General features: G+C 66.7%; 16 protein-coding genes. 11 read left to right on the top strand and 5 right to left on the bottom strand.

Going from position 1 to position 18528, the window contains the following annotated elements:
* Positions 1-147 precede the first annotated feature (147 nt).
* From yajC to A3K89_RS09160, 6 genes are all read left to right on the top strand, one after another.
* On the top strand, positions 148-543 hold the full coding sequence (gene yajC / locus A3K89_RS09185; RefSeq protein WP_068424367.1) for a preprotein translocase subunit YajC: 396 nt from the start codon (positions 148-150) through the stop codon (positions 541-543).
* 122 nt (positions 544-665) lie between these two features.
* On the top strand, positions 666-2393 hold the full coding sequence (secD, locus tag A3K89_RS09180) for a protein translocase subunit SecD (protein WP_174551394.1): 1728 nt from the start codon (positions 666-668) through the stop codon (positions 2391-2393).
* A gap of 1 nt (position 2394) precedes the next feature.
* Complete coding sequence (secF, locus tag A3K89_RS09175; protein ID WP_068424364.1) at positions 2395-3582, top strand: protein translocase subunit SecF; 1188 nt, start codon at positions 2395-2397, stop codon at positions 3580-3582.
* Complete coding sequence (locus A3K89_RS09170) at positions 3582-5294, top strand: ABC transporter substrate-binding protein (protein ID WP_068424361.1); 1713 nt, start codon at positions 3582-3584, stop codon at positions 5292-5294. Before secF ends, A3K89_RS09170 begins: the two co-directional genes overlap by 1 nt.
* Positions 5291-5845: an adenine phosphoribosyltransferase gene (locus A3K89_RS09165; protein ID WP_068424358.1), complete on the top strand. Its 555-nt coding sequence runs from the start codon at positions 5291-5293 to the stop codon at positions 5843-5845. The genes A3K89_RS09170 and A3K89_RS09165 overlap by 4 nt, the downstream gene beginning before the upstream one ends.
* 73 nt (positions 5846-5918) lie before the next feature.
* Positions 5919-8294 carry a RelA/SpoT family protein gene (locus tag A3K89_RS09160; RefSeq protein ID WP_068424355.1) on the top strand — a complete coding sequence of 792 codons (2376 nt, stop codon included), beginning with the start codon at positions 5919-5921 and terminating at the stop codon, positions 8292-8294.
* A gap of 63 nt (positions 8295-8357) precedes the next feature.
* Here the strand turns inward: A3K89_RS09160 and A3K89_RS09155 are convergent, their stop codons facing one another.
* Both A3K89_RS09155 and A3K89_RS09150 read right to left on the bottom strand, forming a co-directional pair.
* Positions 8358-9161, bottom strand: coding sequence for a peptidylprolyl isomerase (locus A3K89_RS09155; protein WP_068424354.1), 804 nt, complete (start codon positions 9159-9161; stop codon positions 8358-8360).
* Positions 9161-10024, bottom strand: a complete 864-nt coding sequence (locus A3K89_RS09150) for a peptidylprolyl isomerase (RefSeq protein ID WP_068424353.1) — start codon at positions 10022-10024, stop codon at positions 9161-9163. Before A3K89_RS09150 ends, A3K89_RS09155 begins: the two co-directional genes overlap by 1 nt.
* 173 nt (positions 10025-10197) lie before the next feature.
* Here A3K89_RS09150 and A3K89_RS09145 point away from each other — a divergent pair, with 173 nt between their 5' ends.
* From A3K89_RS09145 to A3K89_RS09135, 3 genes are read left to right on the top strand one after another with little or no spacing between them, the layout of a single operon-like run.
* Positions 10198-10890, top strand: a complete 693-nt coding sequence (locus A3K89_RS09145) for an MBL fold metallo-hydrolase (RefSeq protein ID WP_068424349.1) — start codon at positions 10198-10200, stop codon at positions 10888-10890.
* A 2-nt stretch (positions 10891-10892) separates the two neighbouring features.
* A complete protein-coding gene (gene hisS, locus A3K89_RS09140) occupies positions 10893-12164 on the top strand; it encodes a histidine--tRNA ligase (RefSeq protein ID WP_068425955.1) in 1272 nt (423 codons plus the stop codon).
* Positions 12154-12792, top strand: coding sequence for a hypothetical protein (locus A3K89_RS09135; RefSeq protein WP_068424347.1), 639 nt, complete (start codon positions 12154-12156; stop codon positions 12790-12792). The genes hisS and A3K89_RS09135 overlap by 11 nt, the downstream gene beginning before the upstream one ends.
* Positions 12793-12797: 5 nt before the next feature.
* On the opposite strand, the gene A3K89_RS09130 is transcribed toward A3K89_RS09135, so the two are convergent.
* Entirely contained in the window at positions 12798-13265 is a 468-nt protein-coding gene (locus A3K89_RS09130; protein ID WP_068424346.1) for a DUF3237 family protein, read from the bottom strand.
* 108 nt (positions 13266-13373) lie between these two features.
* On the opposite strand from A3K89_RS09130, the gene A3K89_RS09125 reads away from it, so the two are divergent.
* Entirely contained in the window at positions 13374-14405 is a 1032-nt protein-coding gene (locus tag A3K89_RS09125) for an Rv2578c family radical SAM protein (protein ID WP_068425952.1), read from the top strand.
* A gap of 4 nt (positions 14406-14409) precedes the next feature.
* Here the strand turns inward: A3K89_RS09125 and ypfJ are convergent, their stop codons facing one another.
* Positions 14410-15339, bottom strand: a complete 930-nt coding sequence (gene ypfJ / locus A3K89_RS09120; protein WP_068425949.1) for a KPN_02809 family neutral zinc metallopeptidase — start codon at positions 15337-15339, stop codon at positions 14410-14412.
* 166 nt (positions 15340-15505) lie between these two features.
* Here ypfJ and aspS point away from each other — a divergent pair, with 166 nt between their 5' ends.
* On the top strand, positions 15506-17305 hold the full coding sequence (gene aspS, locus A3K89_RS09115) for an aspartate--tRNA ligase (protein WP_068424345.1): 1800 nt from the start codon (positions 15506-15508) through the stop codon (positions 17303-17305).
* Between the two features lie 65 nt (positions 17306-17370).
* Here aspS and A3K89_RS25375 read toward each other — a convergent pair whose 3' ends face one another.
* Positions 17371-18453, bottom strand: coding sequence for a hypothetical protein (locus A3K89_RS25375; protein ID WP_084423737.1), 1083 nt, complete (start codon positions 18451-18453; stop codon positions 17371-17373).
* Positions 18454-18528 lie beyond the last annotated feature (75 nt).

Raw genomic sequence — 18528 nt, 5'->3', positions numbered from 1 at the left:
CGGTGGGAGCCGAGCAGTGGACGACCCCGGTAATGGCACACTGGGGGCCATGCACGGACTCCGCTGCGGAGTTCGAGCGTGCGCACCGCACGTACCGATGACTTTCCGAACACCCCGTACTACGAAACTTCGAGGACTGACGTAAAGATGGAACTGCTCTTCCCGCTCCTGATCGTGGCCCTGCTCGTACCGATGTTCCTGAACGTCCGCAAGCAGAAGAAAATCATGGCCGACACGCAGGCGCTGCAGGATTCGCTGAAGATCGGCGACGAGGTCGTCACCACCGCCGGGCTGTACGCACGTGTCGTGCTCGTCGAGGACGACACCGTCGACCTCGAAATCGCCGACGGCATCGTCACCACGTGGTCGCGCGCCGTCGTCCGCGAAGTTCTTCCCGCCGACACCGAGGGCGACGAGGAATTCTCCGCGCCCGACGACCTGTCCGGCATCGGTGGCTCCACTCCGTCGCTCGAGAAGCCGGCACCCCAGGCTCCCGCAGACGAAACCACCTCGCAGACCACGCGTCGCCTCGACAAGGAGTGACCTCGGCCCAGCACCGTCGCCGCTGTCGGACCTGATCCGGCAGCGGTTTCGCGTGCCGGGGAACGCGTCCCCCTCGTCCGACCCAGCATGCCGTCCGAAAGCCCAGAGGAGAATCACACACCGTGGCACCTTCCAGCGGATCGGTGCATCCAGGTCGCTATCTAGCCGTGTTCGCGGTTCTGATGGCTGCCGTGTATGCACTGGTCTTCTTCACCGGAGACAAGTCGCCGAGTCCCAAACTGGGCATCGACCTGCAGGGCGGCACGCGCGTCACCTTGACCGCACGAACCCCTGACGGCAGCGCGCCGAGCCAGGACAGCTTGAAGCAGGCTCAGCAGATCATCGAGACGCGCGTCAACGGTCTCGGCGTCTCGGGGTCCGAGGTCGTCATCGACGGCGACAACCTGGTCATCACGGTTCCCGGCGACGACAGCTCGCAGGCTCGATCGCTCGGACAGACGGCACGTCTGTTCATTCGGCCCGTCCAGAGCGCCTTGCAGCCGTCGGCCGGCGCGCAGGCGCCTGCGACCGAGACGCCGGCTCCGGCCGCGCCGACAACCGAGGCACCGGCACCTGCAGGCGATTCGGTCCCGCAGGGACGCCCGTTCCCGGCTCAGGACCCGAGCGCAGTCGACCCGACTCCCTCTCCCGAAGCCCCCGCTGCGGACACCACGTCGTCCGAGGAGCCCGCGACCGAAGGCACCGAGAGCGAGCAGGCCGCCGCACAGATCGCCGAGGCCAAAGCCTCGCGGCAGAGCGAAGACCCTCAGGTTCAGCAGACTGCGGCCGCGACGATCGACTGCAACGCGCCCGACCCGCTGCAGGGTAACGACGACCCGGCGCTGCCCCTCGTCGCGTGCTCCACGGACGGTACCGCGGTCTACATCCTCGGCCCGAGCATCATCGACGGACAGCAGATCGCGGATGCGACGTCGGGTTTCAACACCCAGCAGTCGCGTCACGAGGTCAGTTTGAGTTTCGACTCCGAAGGAAGCACCACGTGGGCACAGTTCACCGGTGCCAACATCGGTAGTCAGGCCGCGTTCACGCTCGACTCCAAGGTCGTCAGCGCCCCGCAGATCCAGGGCGCGACGCCCGCCGGCAGCGCGACGTCGATCACGGGGCAGTTCACCGCCCAGTCCGCGGCCGAGTTGGCGAACACCCTGAAGTACGGATCGTTGCCGCTGTCGTTCGCGTCGTCGGAAGCCGAAACGGTGTCCGCGACTCTCGGCCTCGCATCGCTCGAGGCGGGCCTCATCGCGGGCGCGATCGGTCTGGCCCTCGTGCTGGTGTACTGCCTGATCTACTACCGGGCGCTCGGACTGCTGACGGCGTTGTCACTGGTCCTGGCCGGGTTGATGGTCTACGGCATCCTGGTACTGCTCGGTCGGTGGATCAACTTCACCCTCGACCTGGCAGGTATCGCCGGTCTGATCATCGGCATCGGTATGACCGCCGACTCGTTCGTGGTGTTCTTCGAACGCATCAAGGACGAGATTCGCGAGGGACGCAGCTTCCGGTCCGCCGTTCCGCGAGGATGGGCTCGCGCCCGCAAGACGATCCTGTCCGGTAACGCGGTCAGCTTCATCGCCGCCGCTGTGCTGTACGTGCTCGCCGTCGGCCAGGTGCGTGGATTCGCGTTCACCCTCGGCCTGACGACGATCCTCGACGTCGTGGTCGTCGTTCTCGTCACGTGGCCGCTCGTCTACCTGGCGTCCAAGTCCACGTTCTGGTCCAAGCCCGGGGTCAACGGCCTCGGCGCCGTCGCCGAGATCGCGCAGGAACGCAAACGTGCGGCCGCGCGACCGAAGCCCGACACTGCGGCCGCCGCGCCGACCAAGGGGGCATGACATGTCCGATTCTCCCCGCAGCGACGTCGAAGGTTCGACGCTCGTGAAGGACGCCGACGTCGCACAGGACGCTCAGCCGCATCATGGTTGGCTGAATCGCCTCTACACCGGTACCGGTGCGTTCGAGGTCGTCGGACGCCGGCGCTTCTACTACCTGCTGACCGGTGCGATCGTCTTGATCTGCCTGCTGAGCATGGTCTTCCGCGGCTTCACGCTCGGCATCGACTTCGAGGGTGGAACGAGGATCCAGCTCCCGGCCGCCGACAATGTCAGCACCGAGCAGGTCGAGACCGTCTTCTCCGACACGCTCGGATTCGAGCCGGTGTCGGTGCAGACCGTCGGTTCCGGCGCCGCGGCCACCGTGCAGGTGCGGTCCGAGGCCCTCGACGCAGGCCAGGTCGACAGCGTGAAGACTGCCTTGTTCGACGCGTTCCAGCCCGTCGACGGCAGCGGAACCGCCACGCCGAACGCGATCAGCGTGTCCGACGTGAGTGAGACGTGGGGTGGGCAGATCACGCAGAAGGCGTTGATCGCGCTCGTGGTGTTCCTGGTGATCGTCAGTATCTACATCTCGATACGCTACGAACGGGACATGGCGTTGGCGGCGCTCGCCGCGCTCGGGTTCGACCTGTTGGTCACAGCCGGTGTCTACTCGCTCGTCGGATTCGAGGTGACTCCGGCGACGGTCATCGGTCTGCTCACGATCCTCGGTTTCTCGCTCTACGACTCCGTCGTCGTGTTCGACAAGGTCGAGGAGAACACTCGCGGCATCCTGCACCTGAACCGCAAGACGTACGCCGAGCAGGCCAACCTGGCGGTCAACCAGACGTTGATGAGGTCGATCAACACGACCGTCATCGGTGTGCTTCCGGTGCTGGCGTTGATGATCGTGGCGGTGTGGCTGCTCGGCGTCGGAACGCTGAAGGACCTGGCCCTCGTCCAGCTCGTCGGCATGATCGTCGGCGCGTACTCGTCGATCTTCTTCGCGACGCCGCTGCTCGTCACGCTCAAGGAGAAGTGGGGTCCGGTCGCAGCGCACACCAGGAAGGTGTTGGCCAAGCGCGCCGAGGCGGCCCAGCGCGGCGGGGGAGCCACGCCTGCCGTCGCCGTCGCGTCCAAGGCTCCCGCGTCGGTGACTCCGACGCCCGGTTCGCGGCCGACCGGAAAGCGGAACAAGAAGAGGCGTTGATGCACGCACGGATCGGGGTAGTGCGCACGACGACGGCAGCGGTGGCTGCCGTCGTCACGGCATCGGTCGTAGCGGGCTGTTCGGCAGCCGAGGACCAGGTTCCGTCCATCGGGTACGCGCTCGACAACGTCGTCTCGACGTACAACGCGAACACCGTCGACGGCGCGGCATCGGGTGCGCGACAAGCGTTCCCGCGGGTGCAGACCGGGTTCAGCTATCTGGGGCCGGAGGGAGAAGCGCTGGCGGACAACGACATCGGCAGTGCGGCCGTCGTGCCCGGCGACGTGCTGACGGTGCGGTACGTGATCGCGCCACAGGCCGTGTACTCCGACGGGGTTCCGATGACGTGCGACGATCTCGTGCTGACATGGGCTGCCAACAGCGGCCGCTTCGTGGCGGGCGAGAACGATCTGCCACTGTTCGACGCGGCGTCGACGGCCGGGTACAAGGACATCGATCAGGTCGCCTGCAGCGCGGGAGCCAAGGAAGCCACGGTCACGTTCCGGGCCGGGCGCTCGTACTCGGACTGGCGAAATCTGTTCGGCGCCACCGACATTCTCCCCGCCCATGTCGCAGCCCGGGTGGCAGGCGTTCCCGACGTCGTCGCGCCGATCGCGTCGGACGACCTCGACGTCGTCGGCCGCATCGCCGAATTCTGGAACACCGGGTGGAATCTGACGCCCGGCTCGGTCGACACGTCGTTGCTGCCGTCGAACGGTCCGTATCGGGTCGATTCCTACACCGCGGACGGCGGTCTCGTACTCGTCGCCAACGACAAGTGGTGGGGCATCGCCCCGTCCACCGATCGAATAGTCGTGTGGCCCAAGGGAACCGACATTCAGTCTCGTGCCGGTGACGGCGAACTGGAAGTCATCGACCACGGGGCGGGTAACGACGTCCCGGCGGACGGGTTCGCACGTACCGACTATCCGTCCACCGGCATCGAGCAACTGACGTTCGCGACGAGCGGTGCACTCGCCCCGTCGGCTGCGCGCCGGGCGATCGCGCTGTGCACGCCGCGACAGTCCTTGTTCGACAGCTACGGTCACCCCGGTTTCGACGAGACGACCGGTGTCGGGTCGGGCGTCGTCGATTCGCGTCTCGTTCGCGTCGACGATCTGCTGTACGCGCCGGTGGCGGCGACGGCGGCGAACCGGTTCCGTCAGCCCGACATCGCCACGGCGATGGCCGAACTCGCCGGTGCAGGCATCGACGGCCTCACCGTCCGTATCGGATACCTCGCGCCGGATTCGCGTCGCGCCCAGATCGTCGCGGACATCGCGGCCGCGTGCGCACCGGCCGGAATCACGGTGCAGGACGCGGGTTCACCGCAGTTCTCGCCGACGGCACTCCGAACGGGCGAGGTGGACGCGATTCTCGGCTCCACGGCGTCGGCGTCCGGTGCCGCGGGTTCGGTGTCCGACGCGACTGCCCACGACAGTCTGCACAGCGGTGCGGGCAGCAACGTCGGCGGCTACGCGAACGGTCGTATCGACGCGATCGTCGACCAACTGTCCGTGGAAACCTCGGATGCCTCGCGTCTCGCGCTGTCTACCGAGGGCGAGAACATTCTGTGGAACGACATGCCGTCGTTGCCACTGTTCTCGGCCCCGCGAACCGCGGCCGTGGCCGACGGTATGGGCAACGTCGTCGTCGATCCGACGGCCGCGGGTATCGGCTGGAACATGGACAGGTGGATACTTCATCGGTGAGTAGACACAGCGACCCGTCCGTGACGACCGAGAGCACGGCGTCGAAGAACATCGACCGACTCGTACGGTGGGCGGACGACTTCCCGACCGCGGGTGTGCGTTTCGCCGATCTGACCCCGGTGTTCGCCGACGCCGTCGGTCTTTCATCCGTCATCGACGAGCTGGCCGTCGCGGGCGAGGGCACCGATCTCGTCGCCGGTATCGACGCCCGCGGATTCCTGCTCGGGGCAGGCGTGGCGTTGGCACTCGGTTCGGGAGTTCTGGCCATGCGCAAAGCGGGCAAGCTTCCTCCGCCGGTGGTGTCCCAGCGATACGAACTCGAATACGGCGCAGCCGAACTGGAGATCCCCGAGGCGATTGATGTCTCGGGCCGCCGTGTTCTCGTCGTCGACGACGTGCTGGCCACCGGTGGCACCATCGCCGCGGCCGCGGAGCTGCTGCGAGGGCGCGGCGCCGAGATCGTCGGTGCCGCCGTCGTCCTCGAGATCGCTGCGCTCGGTGGACGTTCGCGATGCGAGGGGTACCCGGTCACCTGCCTGAAGCAGGTGTGAGGACTAAAGTTGTCCCATACTGCGTTCCAAGCGGGAGCGACACGACGCAGACAGCGCGGCAGGAGGCGATCACATGACCCGTTCCGTCGACCGATCCGTGCCAGAACGATCCAGGCCGGAGACCGAGCAGAACGACGCGGGGGAGCAGCAGGCCACGCCGTCTCGGGCGGCAACCGGTAGAACCACGCCCGCGGTGCCGACGTCGGCGTCGAGACGAGTCCGCGCGCGACTGGCGCGTCGTATCACGGCCGGACGCAGCACGGCGGTCAAGCCGGTGCTAGAGCCGCTGGTGTCCATGCACCGGGAGTTGTACCCGAAAGCCGATCTCGCGCTGCTGCAGCGGGCGTACGACGTCGCCGACGAACGGCATGCGACGCAGATGCGCAAGTCGGGCGATCCGTACATCACCCATCCGCTCGCCGTCGCGAACATTCTCGCCGAGCTGGGCATGGACACGACGACGCTCGTCGCCGCGCTGCTGCACGACACCGTCGAGGACACCGGGTATTCGCTGACTCAGCTGACCGACGAGTTCGGCGAAGAGGTCGCGCACCTGGTCGACGGCGTCACCAAGCTGGACAAGGTCGTTCTCGGGTCCGCGGCCGAGGGCGAAACCATCCGCAAGATGATCATCGCCATGGCCCGCGACCCGCGTGTGCTCGTCATCAAGGTCGCCGACCGGTTGCACAACATGCGCACGATGCGGTTCCTGCCGCCGGAGAAGCAGGCGCGCAAGGCCAAGGAGACGCTGGAGGTCATCGCGCCGCTCGCGCATCGCCTCGGCATGGCGACGGTCAAGTGGGAACTCGAGGACCTCGCGTTCGCGATCCTGCACCCCAAGAAGTACGACGAGATCGTCCGCCTGGTCGCAGATCGGGCGCCGTCGAGGGACACCTACCTCGAGAAGGTGCGTGCCGAGATCAACGCGTCGCTGTCCGCGTCGCGCATCAGTGCCGCGGTCGAGGGGCGTCCCAAGCACTACTGGTCGATCTACCAGAAGATGATCGTCAAGGGGCGCGACTTCGACGACATCCACGATCTCGTCGGCGTTCGCATCCTGTGCGACGAAATTCGCGACTGTTACGCCGCGGTCGGCGTCGTGCACTCGCTGTGGCAGCCGATGGCAGGCCGGTTCAAGGACTACATCGCGCAGCCGCGGTACGGGGTCTACCAGTCGTTGCACACCACCGTCGTCGGTCCGGAGGGCAAGCCGCTCGAAGTGCAGATTCGCACCCGCGACATGCACAGGACGGCCGAGTTCGGCATCGCCGCGCATTGGCGCTACAAGGAGACACGCGGCAAGCACGGCAGCGACAACGCCGAGGTCGACGACATGGCGTGGATGCGTCAGTTGCTCGACTGGCAGCGTGAAGCCGCCGACCCGGGCGAGTTCCTCGAATCATTGCGCTACGACCTCGCGGTCAAGGAGATCTTCGTCTTCACGCCGAAGGGCGACGTCGTGACGCTGCCCGCCGGGTCCTGTCCGGTGGACTTCGCGTACGCCGTGCACACCGAGGTCGGGCACCGTTGTATCGGCGCCCGCGTCAACGGCAGACTCGTCGCCTTGGAACGCACGCTCGACAACGGTGAGGTCGTCGAGGTCTTCACGTCGAAGGCCGTCAACGCCGGGCCGAGCCGTGACTGGCAGGGGTTCGTCGTCTCGCCGCGCGCGAAGACGAAGATCCGCCAGTGGTTCGCGAAGGAGCGCCGCGAGGAAGCACTCGAAGCAGGCAAGGATGCGATCGCCAAGGAGGTCCGCCGCGGCGGTCTTCCGTTGCAGCGGTTGATGAATGCCGAGTCGATGTCGACCATCGCTCACGAACTGCGCTACGTCGACGTGTCGGCGTTGTACACGGCTGTCGGCGAGAGTCACGTGTCCGCGCAACACGTCGTCCAGCGGCTCGTCGCGCACCTGGGCGGGGTCGGTGACGTCGAGGAGCAGTTGGCCGAGAGGGCAACGCCGTCGACCATTCCGACGCGGCCGCGTCACGTCGGCGATGCGGGCGTGCTCGTGTCCGGTACCGAGGGCGTCGTGGCCAAACTCGCCAAGTGCTGCACCCCGGTCCCGGGTGACGAGATTCTCGGCTTCGTGACGCGAGGAGGTTCGGTGAGTGTGCACCGGACCGACTGCACCAACGCGAAGTCGCTCGGTGAGCAGTCGGAACGATTCATCGACGTGCAGTGGGCTCCGTCGGCGTCGTCGGTGTTCCTGGTGGCGATTCAGATCGAGGCGCTCGACCGGCATCGGCTTCTGTCCGACGTGACGAAGGCGTTGGCGGACGAGAAGGTCAACATCCTGTCGGCGTCGGTGGCGACGTCGGGCGATCGCGTCGCGATCAGCAAGTTCACGTTCGAAATGGGTGACCCGAAGCACCTGGGCCACGTGTTGAACGTCGTACGCAACGTCGAAGGCGTCTACGACGTCTACCGACTCACGTCGGCGGCGTAAGGCGGCGTCGCCGCCCGTGAGTGGCGAATGTACAGCCCGCTGTACATTCGCACTCACGTGGCGCTACTGCGCGACTACCGTCTCGAGCGTGACCTCGGCGTTCGGCGCACCGTCTCCACCGGGGGTCGCGACGCCCGCCGCTGCGACCTTGTCGAGCGTGGCGAGTCCTTCCTCGGAGATCGTGCCGAACACGGTGTACTGCGGCGGCAACACGGAATCCGCGTAGACGAGGAAGAACTGGCTTCCGTTCGTGTCCGGACCGGCGTTCGCCATCGCGACGGTGCCACGCGGGTACACGACCGGCTGCGACGACGCGGGATCTCCGACGGGATATGCCGTGGTCGGGTATTCGTTCGCGAACTCGTAGCCCGGGCCGCGGTTGCCCTGCCCCGACGGGTCACCGCACTGCAGAACTTCGAGTCCCGGCGTGGTGGTCAGCCGGTGGCAGGTCGTGTCGTCGAAGTAGCTCTGCGTCGCCAGACTGGTGAAACTGTTGACGGTGCACGGAGCTTCGCCGCGGTCGAGAACCAGCTGAATCGGGCCTTGGCTCGTCGTGATTGCGACGTCGACGGTGCCTTGCGTCGACACCCCGTCGGTCGCCGGTGGGGTGTTGTCCTTGATGGCGGGCGTCGCCTCCGGGTAGTCGCACGTCGTCGTCGACGCCTCGGGTGACGGAACAGCGGGCAGAGCGCCGAACCGGCTGAGGTCGAGCTGCTGCTGCTCCGTCGTCGGCGCGGCCGAGGTGGTCGAGCCGGCCGACCCGGACGTCGTCGACGACGCGGTGCCGGAACCGTCGGACGAGCAGCCGGCCACGAGAAGGGCGACGGCGGCTGCGCCGGCGAGGACTGCGGGTGAGGTACGGCGCATCACAGGTCACTCACCATCGACGTGATGTCCACGGGCTGCGCGGGCTTGCCGTCCTGGGCGCCGCCTTCCACGCCTGCGGCTGCGATCTTGTCCAACGTCTGCAGTCCCGTCTCGTCGATGGTGCCGAACACTGTGTACGCGGGAGGAAGCGTCGAGTCGCCGTACACGAGGAAGAACTGGCTGCCGTTGGTGCCGGGTCCGGCATTGGCCATCGCGATGGTGCCACGGGGGTACGTGATCGGTTCGTCGGCTGCCGGGTCACCCTCGGCGAACTGGTCGGCGGGGAATTCGTCGGCGAATTCGTATCCGGGGCCGCCCATTCCGGTACCGGCCGGGTCACCGCACTGGAGCACGCTCAGCGAGGCGCTCGTCGTCAGTCGGTGGCACGAGGTGCCGTCGAAGTAGCCCTGATTGGCCAGGGAGACGAAGCTGTTCACGGTGCACGGGGACTTGGGGTTGTTCAGGGTCAGGCCGATGTTGCCCTGCGACGTCGCCATGCTGTAGCTCAGCGGTTCGTCCGACGTCGGAACGCCGTCGGTGCGCGGGGGAGTGTTCTCCTTGGCCGCGGGCTGTGCCGACGCAGGGTAGGCGCAGGTCACGGTGTCGGGCAGCGGCTCGGACCGGCCGTCGGCGATGAGCGTGTCCGAGGACGGCGTAGCGGACGCGGTGGTGGTCTCCGACTCGTCGTCGCCGCCTCGGGTCAACGCGAACACCACGGCGACCGCTCCGACCACCACGACGACGCCCAGTACGGATCCTGCGATCGTCAGCTGCTTGCGCTTCTTCGCACGCTCGGCACGGCGTTCGAGCTGCCGCTCGAGTTTCCTTTTCGCCGCCTCACGCCGCTGCTCGTTGCTGGGCACTTCGGTATCCTCCTGCTCGTCCAGGGCCGAAACCGGCCGTGAGTGAGTGTGCCATTACTTCCTGAGAAGTGACTGACGGGCATCACAGGCGCACAGTGCCGGAGTGGAGCCTGCAGGAACGACCGGATTACTGTGGACGAACTACCTGGCCGCAACCCTTAGGAGCTAGTGCTGTGCTCGTCACCGGATTCCCGGCGGGGATGTTCCAGACCAACTGCTACATCCTCGCGCAGGACGACGCGACCGAATGCGTTGTCGTCGATCCCGGACAGGATGCTGCGGAACCGTTGATCGAGTTCTTGAACTCGTCGTCCATGAGGCCGGTCGCGGTGCTGTTGACGCATGGTCATCTCGATCACACGTGGTCGGTCGCACCGGTGTGCGCCAAGTTCGGTGTTCCGGCCTACATCCACGACGACGATCGCTACATGCTGTCCGATCCGCTGCGCGGGACAGGTCCGACGCTCGCCGCGCTGCTGGGCGACGCGGAGTTCCACGAGCCCGAGACGGTCGAGAATCTGGTCGGAGGTTCCACCCTCGAGCTCGCGGGCATCACGTTCGAGGTTCTGCACACGCCGGGGCACACGCAGGGATCGGTTGTCTTCACGACCGACGTCGACACCCCGGACGGCACGGCAACGATCGCGTTGACGGGCGACACGTTGTTCGCGGGTTCGATCGGGCGCACCGACCTGCCCGGCGGCAACCACGAGCAACTGCTCGCCTCGATCGCAGCCACACTGTTGCCGCTGGCCGACGAGACGGTGATCCTGCCCGGCCATGGCGGCCAGAGCACGATCGGCCAGGAACGCGCGTCGAACCCCTTCCTCGTTGGACTGTCCGGCCCCGAACAAGGAACACTGTGACCGTGAGCAAGCCGTCTACGTTCTCTGCGCCCAAGGGCATTCCCGACTACGTTCCTCCGAACTCGGCCGAGTTCGTCGCCGTCCGCGAGGGCCTGTTGAATGCAGCCCGCAACGCCGGATACGGACACATCGAACTGCCGATATTCGAGGACACCGGATTGTTCGCGCGCGGCGTCGGCGAGTCGACGGACGTCGTCAGCAAGGAGATGTACACGTTCGCGGACCGCGGTGACCGATCCGTCACCCTGCGCCCCGAGGGGACAGCAGGCGTGATGCGTGCGGTCATCGAGCACGGACTCGATCGCGGCGCGCTCCCCGTCAAGCTCGCGTACGCAGGACCGTTCTTCCGGTACGAACGTCCGCAGGCAGGTCGCTACCGGCAGCTGCAGCAGGTCGGCGTGGAGGCCATCGGCGTCGACGACCCTGCACTCGACGCCGAGGTCGTCGCCGTCGCCGACGCGGGGTTCCGCAGCCTCGGGCTGACCGATTTCCGGCTGGAGATCACCTCGCTCGGCGACGACACGTGCCGACCGCAGTATCGAGAGCTGTTGCAGCAGTTCCTGTTCGCGCTTCCGCTCGACCCCGAGACGCGTAAGCGCGCCGAGATCAACCCGTTGCGCGTGCTGGACGACAAGCGGCCCGACGTGCGTGAGATGACCGCCGACGCACCGCTCATGCTCGATCACCTGTCCGAGACCGCCAAGGCGCACTTCGACGAGGTCCTCGGACACCTCGACGCGTTGAAGGTCCCGTACGTCGTCAATCCACGTATGGTCCGCGGCCTGGACTACTACACCAAGACGACGTTCGAATTCGTCCACGACGGCCTCGGGGCGCAGTCCGGCATCGGGGGCGGCGGCCGCTACGACGGACTGATGGCCCAGCTCGGCGGTCAGGAGTTGTCGGGTATCGGTTTCGGGCTCGGCGTCGACCGCACCATGCTCGCTCTCGCCGCCGAGGGCAAGTCGGCCGGTTCCGCGGCGCGTTGCGAGGTGTTCGGAGTGCCGCTCGGAACCGACGCGAAGGCTCAGCTCGTGGCGATCGCCGGACAGCTGCGGACCAAGAACATCAGCGTCGATCTGGCGTACGGCAACCGCGGAGTCAAGGGTGCGATGAAGGCCGCCGACCGGTCCGGCGCGCGCTACGCGTTGGTTCTGGGCGACAAGGAACTGGCCGAACGCGTCGTGGTCGTCAAGGATCTGTCGACCGGTGAGCAGAAGGAAACGCCGCTGGCCGACGTCGTCGCCGTGTTGGAGTCCGAACTTGCCGGCTGACGGCCGGGGCGCCGATCACGTCGACCTCGATCTCGTACCGGCCGAACTGATCGCGCCACGCCTGCGCAAGGTGGCCGTCGGCGCCGTCGTCGTCGGCGTCCTGCTTGCCGTGATCGCGAGTTTCTTTCTGCCCGTTGCGGTCGCGGTCGTCCTCGGCGTCGTGGTCGCGGTCCCGGCAGCGGGATCGGCGTGGGTGGGGCTGCGTCGACGCCTGTGGCTCGACGGCACGACCCTGCATGCGCGTGGCGCCGTCCGCACGCGGGCGCTCGACGTACCCACGCTCGTCTCGGCGGAGGTCCAAGTACGCACCGCGCGCATCGATCAGATCTCGCTTCGCCTGTACGACGGGCGAACTCGCGTCTCGATCCCGCTCGCTCTCTACACCCAGGGCGGCGGCCGCGAGCTGCCGATTCTGTCGCTACGGGCGCTCGCCGACGCGTTGTGGACGAGCGAGCTGGTTCCCGCGGCTGCGGTCGCGTCGGTCCTCGTCGACCAACTCAAGGCGGAGGCACGGGACGCGGGCCTGAACGAACGCCCGCTGTACCGTGCGATCGAGCTGGTGAGGGAAGCCGGGCGGACGCCGATGGCCACCCTCACCGATCGTGAAGTGGCAGGCTTGTCGAGCTGACGGGTCTACGTCACCAAAAAGGCGTCGAGGACAACGGATTCGGCCGACCTGGTACCCGACGTCACGACGAGAGCACGGTTCAAGTAAGTGAACTGCGGCACCGATGTCGCGATGTCGAGTGTGCCGCGGAAGTAGTACGTCGCGGGGTCGACTTCCTCGGTTCCGTTCAGCGATTCGATCACCTCGGCAGGCCCGAACTGAAAGCCCCGGTACGTCAGCGACAGATAACCGCCGTCGGTCAGTTCCAACGTCAGCTCGGCACTGAATTCGGTGCAGCCGTCCGGGCGTGTCACCCCGACGACGGACGCCGAACCCGCAAGTGTCCCTTCGATGTCCGGGCCAGGCGCGGCACCGCCGAGGATCGGAGTCACGACGCGCGCACCGCCGGGAACGCTGCCGACGTCGATCGGAACGCCGAGCGTCAGGCCAAGGCGGAGAATGGGTTCGAGAGTGGGCGCGATGGGTGCAGACACGTGGGGGAACGCTCCTCGGGGCGACGAAAGGGATCGGGTACACGCTATCTTCCCGTCGTGATTCGTGGCGTCTTGACACGGCCTAGAACACATGTTCGACTAGTGGGCATGCGATGGTCCGGTCAGACGCTCGATGCCGCCGACGAGGGCGCGCTTCCCGGTCTGGAGCGGTCGGGTCTGGTGCGCAGCGTACAGACACCCGAGTTCGAGGGCATCACGTTCCACGAGGTGCTGTGCAAGAGTGCGCTCAACAAGATCAACGGTGACGCGTCGCTTCCGTTCACGTGGACCGTCAATCCGGCGCGCGGGTGCTCGCACGCGTGTCGCTACTGCTTCGCTCGGCCGACGCACGAGTATCTCGATCTCGATGCCGGAACGGATTTCGACACTCAGATCGTCGTCAAGACCAACATCGCCGCGGTGCTCCGCAAGGAACTCGCACGCAAGTCGTGGAAGCGCGAGCCTGTTGCGCTCGGAACCAACACCGATCCGTATCAGCGTGCCGAGGGCCGGTATCGGTTGATGCCCGGCATCATTCGCGCGCTCGCGGAGTCCGGCACACCGTTCTCGATTCTCACCAAGGGCACGTTGTTGCGACGTGACCTCCCGTTGCTGACGCTTGCCTCTCAGCAGGTCGAGGTACGCATCAACGTCAGTCTGGCCATCCACGACGCGGATCTGCAGAAGCAACTCGAACCGGGGACGCCGAGTCCGCGGGCGCGGCTCGACCTGATTCGGGCAGTGCGCGACGCGGGACTGACGTGCGGTGTCCTGGTGGCGCCCGTCATTCCGTTCCTCACCGACGGTGCCCGGCAACTCGACGCGTTGATCGGCGCGCTCGCCGACGCAGGCGCCACGTCCGTCTCCGCGATGCCGATGCATCTGCGGTCGTCCACCAAGGACTGGTTCCTGTCGTGGCTCGCCGAGCAGCATCCCGCGCTGGTGCGTCGGTACCGACAGCTGTACGGCCACGGCGCCTACGTCACGCCCGAATACAAGGCATGGCTGCGTCAGCGCATCGACCCTCTGCTCGACGAGCACGGCTTCGGCGTCGGAGAGTCCCGGTCGATGCCCGAGAACGTGCCGGCGGATCCGGGCCGGGCAGCGGACGCTCGCACGCCCGCGTTGACTCTGTTCTGATACGTCATCTCAGAGCCGGAGGTGCATCGAGGTCACGCGCGGAGAACGTGTCGCACGCGGCTACCTGGCCGGTGCGGTAGCCGGCCAGGAACCATTGCTGACGCTGTTCGGACGAGCCGTGCGTCCACCCCTCGGGGTTGACGCGTCCGCTCGACGCTTGCTGGATTCGATCGTCGCCGACCGACGACGCCGCGGACAGCGCGTCCCGGATGTCGGTGTCGGTGAGAGGTTCGAGGAACGGCTCGCCGGTGCTCGGATCATCGATGACGGCGGCGTGGTGCGCCCAGATCCCGGCGTAGCAGTCGGCCTGCAGTTCGACGCGCACCGCGCCCGATTCCGCACCCTGCGGATCCGCCTGAGCGCGGCCGATGTCGCCGAGTTGGTTCTGGATGTGGTGGCCGACCTCGTGGGCGACGACGTACTCCTGCGCCAGCGGGCCACCGCTGGATCCGAAGCGGTCGACGAGAACCTGAAAGAAGCTCGTGTCGAAGTACGCGGTGGAGTCGGCGGGGCAGTAGAACGGGCCGACGGCGCTCGTGGCGTTGCCGCAGCCGGTGTTGGTCGAGCCGGAGAACAGACGCACTGCGGGCTGGACGTACGCGACTCCGGTCTGCGGCTGTAGCTGCGATTCCCAGACGGTGTCGAGGCTGCTCGCCGTGAAGCTGACTCGGCAGTCGACGTTCGCATTCGCGTCGGCGCCGGTCTCGCAGTTCTCGAGTGTGCCCGTTCCCGACTCGTACTGACCCGAGTTGTCGGCCGATCCGCTGAGCTGGCCGAGCAGCGAGCCGGGGTCTCCGCCGAACAGCAGCGCGAGCACCAGGATGACGAGTCCGCCTGCACCACCGCCGAGTGCGATCTTGCCTCCGCGGCCGCCACCGCCGCCGCCGACCGACACTCGGCCTGGCTGCGCCCGTGCGCCTTCTCTGAACGTCATCGCCCAATCCTCTCGCGGAGTCCGTGCCCCGACGGAGTCGGATGAACCGTCGGTCGAGTAGCAGCTTCCCATGCGGGCGAGGTATCCGTTTCCGGTCCGGGTACGTGTCTCCGTAGGATCGGTACTCGACGAACACTCTCGACCCCATTTTTTCGAAAGGAAACCCGTGCTGCGCACCCACCTCGCCGGCTCCCTCAGAGCCGAGCACGTCGATCGAACAGTCACACTGACGGGTTGGGTGGCGCGTCGTCGCGATCACGGCGGTGTCATCTTCATCGACCTCCGCGATGCTTCCGGTGTCGCGCAGGTCGTGTTCCGCGAGGGCGACGTTGCCGAGAAGGCACACCGTCTGCGCGCCGAGTACGTGGTCAAGGTCGTCGGCAAGGTCGAAGAGCGTCCCGAGGGAAACCAGAACTACGAAATTCCCACCGGCGCGATCGAGGTCGATGCGACCGACATCGAGGTGTTGTCCGAGAGCGCGCCGCTGCCGTTCCAGCTGGACGACCAGCCGGGTGAGGAAGCGCGTCTGAAGTACCGCTACCTGGATCTGCGCCGCGAGGGCCCGGGTCACGCCATTCGCCTGCGCTCGCACGTCAACGCGGCGGCGCGCGGTGTTCTGGCGCACCACGAATTCGTCGAGGTCGAGACACCGACGCTGACTCGGTCGACGCCCGAGGGTGCCCGCGACTTCCTGGTGCCCGCCCGGTTGCAGCCCGGAAGCTTCTACGCTCTGCCGCAAAGCCCCCAGCTGTTCAAGCAGCTGCTGATGGTCGGCGGCATCGAGCGGTACTACCAGATCGCACGCTGCTACCGGGACGAGGACTTCCGCGCCGATCGGCAGCCGGAGTTCACGCAGCTCGACATCGAGATGAGCTTCGTCACGCAGGACGACGTGATTCTGCTCGCCGAGGAGATCCTCGCCGCGCTGTGGAAGCTCGTCGGACACGAGTTCACGTCGGCGATTCCTCGCATCACCTACGCCGAGGCGATGCGTCGCTACGGTTCGGACAAGCCGGACCTTCGCTTCGACATCGAACTCATCGAGTGCACGGACTTCTTCTCCGACACCACGTTCCGCGTCTTCCAGGCGCCGTACGTCGGCGCCGTCGTGATGCCGGGCGGTGCGTCGCAGCCGCGTAAGCAGCTCGACAAATGGCAGGAGTTCGCCAAGCAGCGCGGACACAAGGGTCTGGCGTACGTCCTCGTCGGCGAGGACGGAACTCTCGGCGGACCCGTCGCGAAGAACCTCACCGACGCCGAACGCGACGGCATCGCAGCGCACGTCGGTGCCGCGCCCGGTGACGCGATCTTCTTCTCCGCCGGACCGGTCAAGGCGTCGCGAGGACTGCTCGGCGCGGTACGCGGTGAGATCGCACGCAAGCTCGACCTCATCGACCCGAAGGCGTGGGCGTTCGTCTGGGTCGTCGACGCGCCGCTGTTCGAGCCCGCATCCGACGCGACCGCCAGCGGTGACGTCGCCGTCGGTTCGGGCGCGTGGACCGCAGTCCACCATGCGTTCACGTCGCCGAAGCCCGAGTCGATGGACACGTTCGACACCGATCCCGGCTCTGCTCTCGCCTACGCCTACGACATCGTGTGCAACGGCAACGAGATCGGCGGCGGCAGTATTCGTATCCACCGCAAGGACATTCAGGAACGCGTCTTCGCGATCATGGGTATCGACGAGGCCGAGGCGCAGGAGAAGTTCGGCTTCCTGCTCGACGCCTTCAGCTACGGCGCGCCCCCGCACGGCGGGATCGCGTTCGGCTGGGACCGCATCACGGCATTGCTGGCAGGCGTCGACTCGATCCGTGAGGTCATCGCATTTCCGAAGTCCGGCGGTGGCGTCGACCCGCTGACGGACGCGCCTGCGCCGATCACACCGTTGCAGCGCAAGGAATCCGGTATCGACGCGAAGCCGGAGAAGCGGGACGAGAAGGTCGACGCGGACGCCGCGTCGGAGTAACACGAACACCACGAAGCCCTCCTGCGATCTGTCGCAGGAGGGCTTCGGTGTCGGTTCGCGACCCGTCAGGCGGGCAGGGACTGCGAGACGACGCGGTACGCGTACGTCGACGCGATCATTGTGATCGGGATGGTGACGAGAAGGCCCAAGCCGCACGGAATCACGCCCAGAATGTTGATGCCGACGAGTGCCAGTGCCAGCAGAATCAGCTGGCCTGCATTCGACGAGATCGCCTTGACGCTCGACTTGATGGCAGTGATCGCATCCTGATTGCGATCGATGACGAACTGAAGTGTCCACCACGTCAGGAACGTCAGGATGATGCCGGGAATGATCAGCAGGACGAACCCGACCAACACCAGGATGCCGACGAGGAAGCTCGCGAGAATGATCGCGGCCACGTTGCCGAACTGGAAGAACGACCCGATCGCGGGCTTGTTGCCGTCGACCTCGTGCAGGGCGCCGCGAATGAGGGACGCCTGAATGAGGTAGCCGACGACGGTGCTGATCACCGTGCCGATGATGGCCAGGGCGCCGAACCCGGCCGAGAGATCTCCTGACGTGTCGGTACCGCCGAAGATCAGGTTGATCACGATCTGGATGACCGCGGCGATCACCGCGATACCGATCCAGACTCCGGCGTTGTCCTTGAATCGATTCCAGCCGAAGGACACCGCGTCGCCGACGCTCAACGTCGTCGGCACGCCGCGGTAGTTTCCTCCGCCGTAGTTTCCTGCGCCGTAGTTGCCGGGTCCGTAGTTCCCGGGCGGCGGCGGGTAGTTACCAGGAGGCGGCGGGTAGTTACCAGGAGGCGGCGGGTAGTTACCAGGAGGCGGTGGATAATTGCCGGGAGGGGGCGGGTAGCCGCCCTGCGGCGGTGGAGGATATCCACCGGGCGGCGGGTAGTTTCCGGGCGGCGGATAGCCACCGGGAGGCTGGGTGCTGCCCTGCGGTGGGGGATATCCGCCGGGCGGTGGGTAACTGCCGGGGGGTGGGCAGTCGCCGGGAGGTGTGGGTGTTCCGCCTGCGGGCGGGTAGTTCTGCGGGGGCGGCGGGTAACCGCGTCCCGGCTCGTTCTTGCCGAGGTCGGGGCGTTCCGGATCGGGGCTGCTGCCGTACTGCGGTCCGTCGGGTGGGTTCTCGCTCACGGTCATCACTCCTCGTAGGGGGACTCGAACAGATTGTGACCGACTGCGTCGCGTCGGGCACTGCGAGTTGTCGGA

Origin of the sequence: Rhodococcoides kyotonense (genome assembly GCF_001645385.1) — a bacterium.
GTDB classification, from domain to species: Bacteria; Actinomycetota; Actinomycetes; order Mycobacteriales; family Mycobacteriaceae; genus Rhodococcoides; species Rhodococcoides kyotonensis_B.
This window is presented reverse-complemented; position numbering and strand designations above follow the sequence as displayed.

Excerpts from the sequence above, each read along its gene's own strand:
- secF (WP_068424364.1), top strand. The coding sequence starts at position 2,395 with ATGTCCGATTCTCCCCGCAGCGACGTCGAAGGTTCGACGCTCGTGAAG.
- yajC (WP_068424367.1), top strand. The coding sequence starts at position 148 with ATGGAACTGCTCTTCCCGCTCCTGATCGTGGCCCTGCTCGTACCGATG.
- A3K89_RS09160 (WP_068424355.1), top strand. The coding sequence starts at position 5,919 with ATGACCCGTTCCGTCGACCGATCCGTGCCAGAACGATCCAGGCCGGAG.
- A3K89_RS09155 (WP_068424354.1), bottom strand. The coding sequence starts at position 9,161 with ATGCGCCGTACCTCACCCGCAGTCCTCGCCGGCGCAGCCGCCGTCGCC.
- A3K89_RS09170 (WP_068424361.1), top strand. The coding sequence starts at position 3,582 with ATGCACGCACGGATCGGGGTAGTGCGCACGACGACGGCAGCGGTGGCT.
- A3K89_RS09125 (WP_068425952.1), top strand. The coding sequence starts at position 13,374 with ATGCGATGGTCCGGTCAGACGCTCGATGCCGCCGACGAGGGCGCGCTT.
- ypfJ (WP_068425949.1), bottom strand. The coding sequence starts at position 15,339 with ATGACGTTCAGAGAAGGCGCACGGGCGCAGCCAGGCCGAGTGTCGGTC.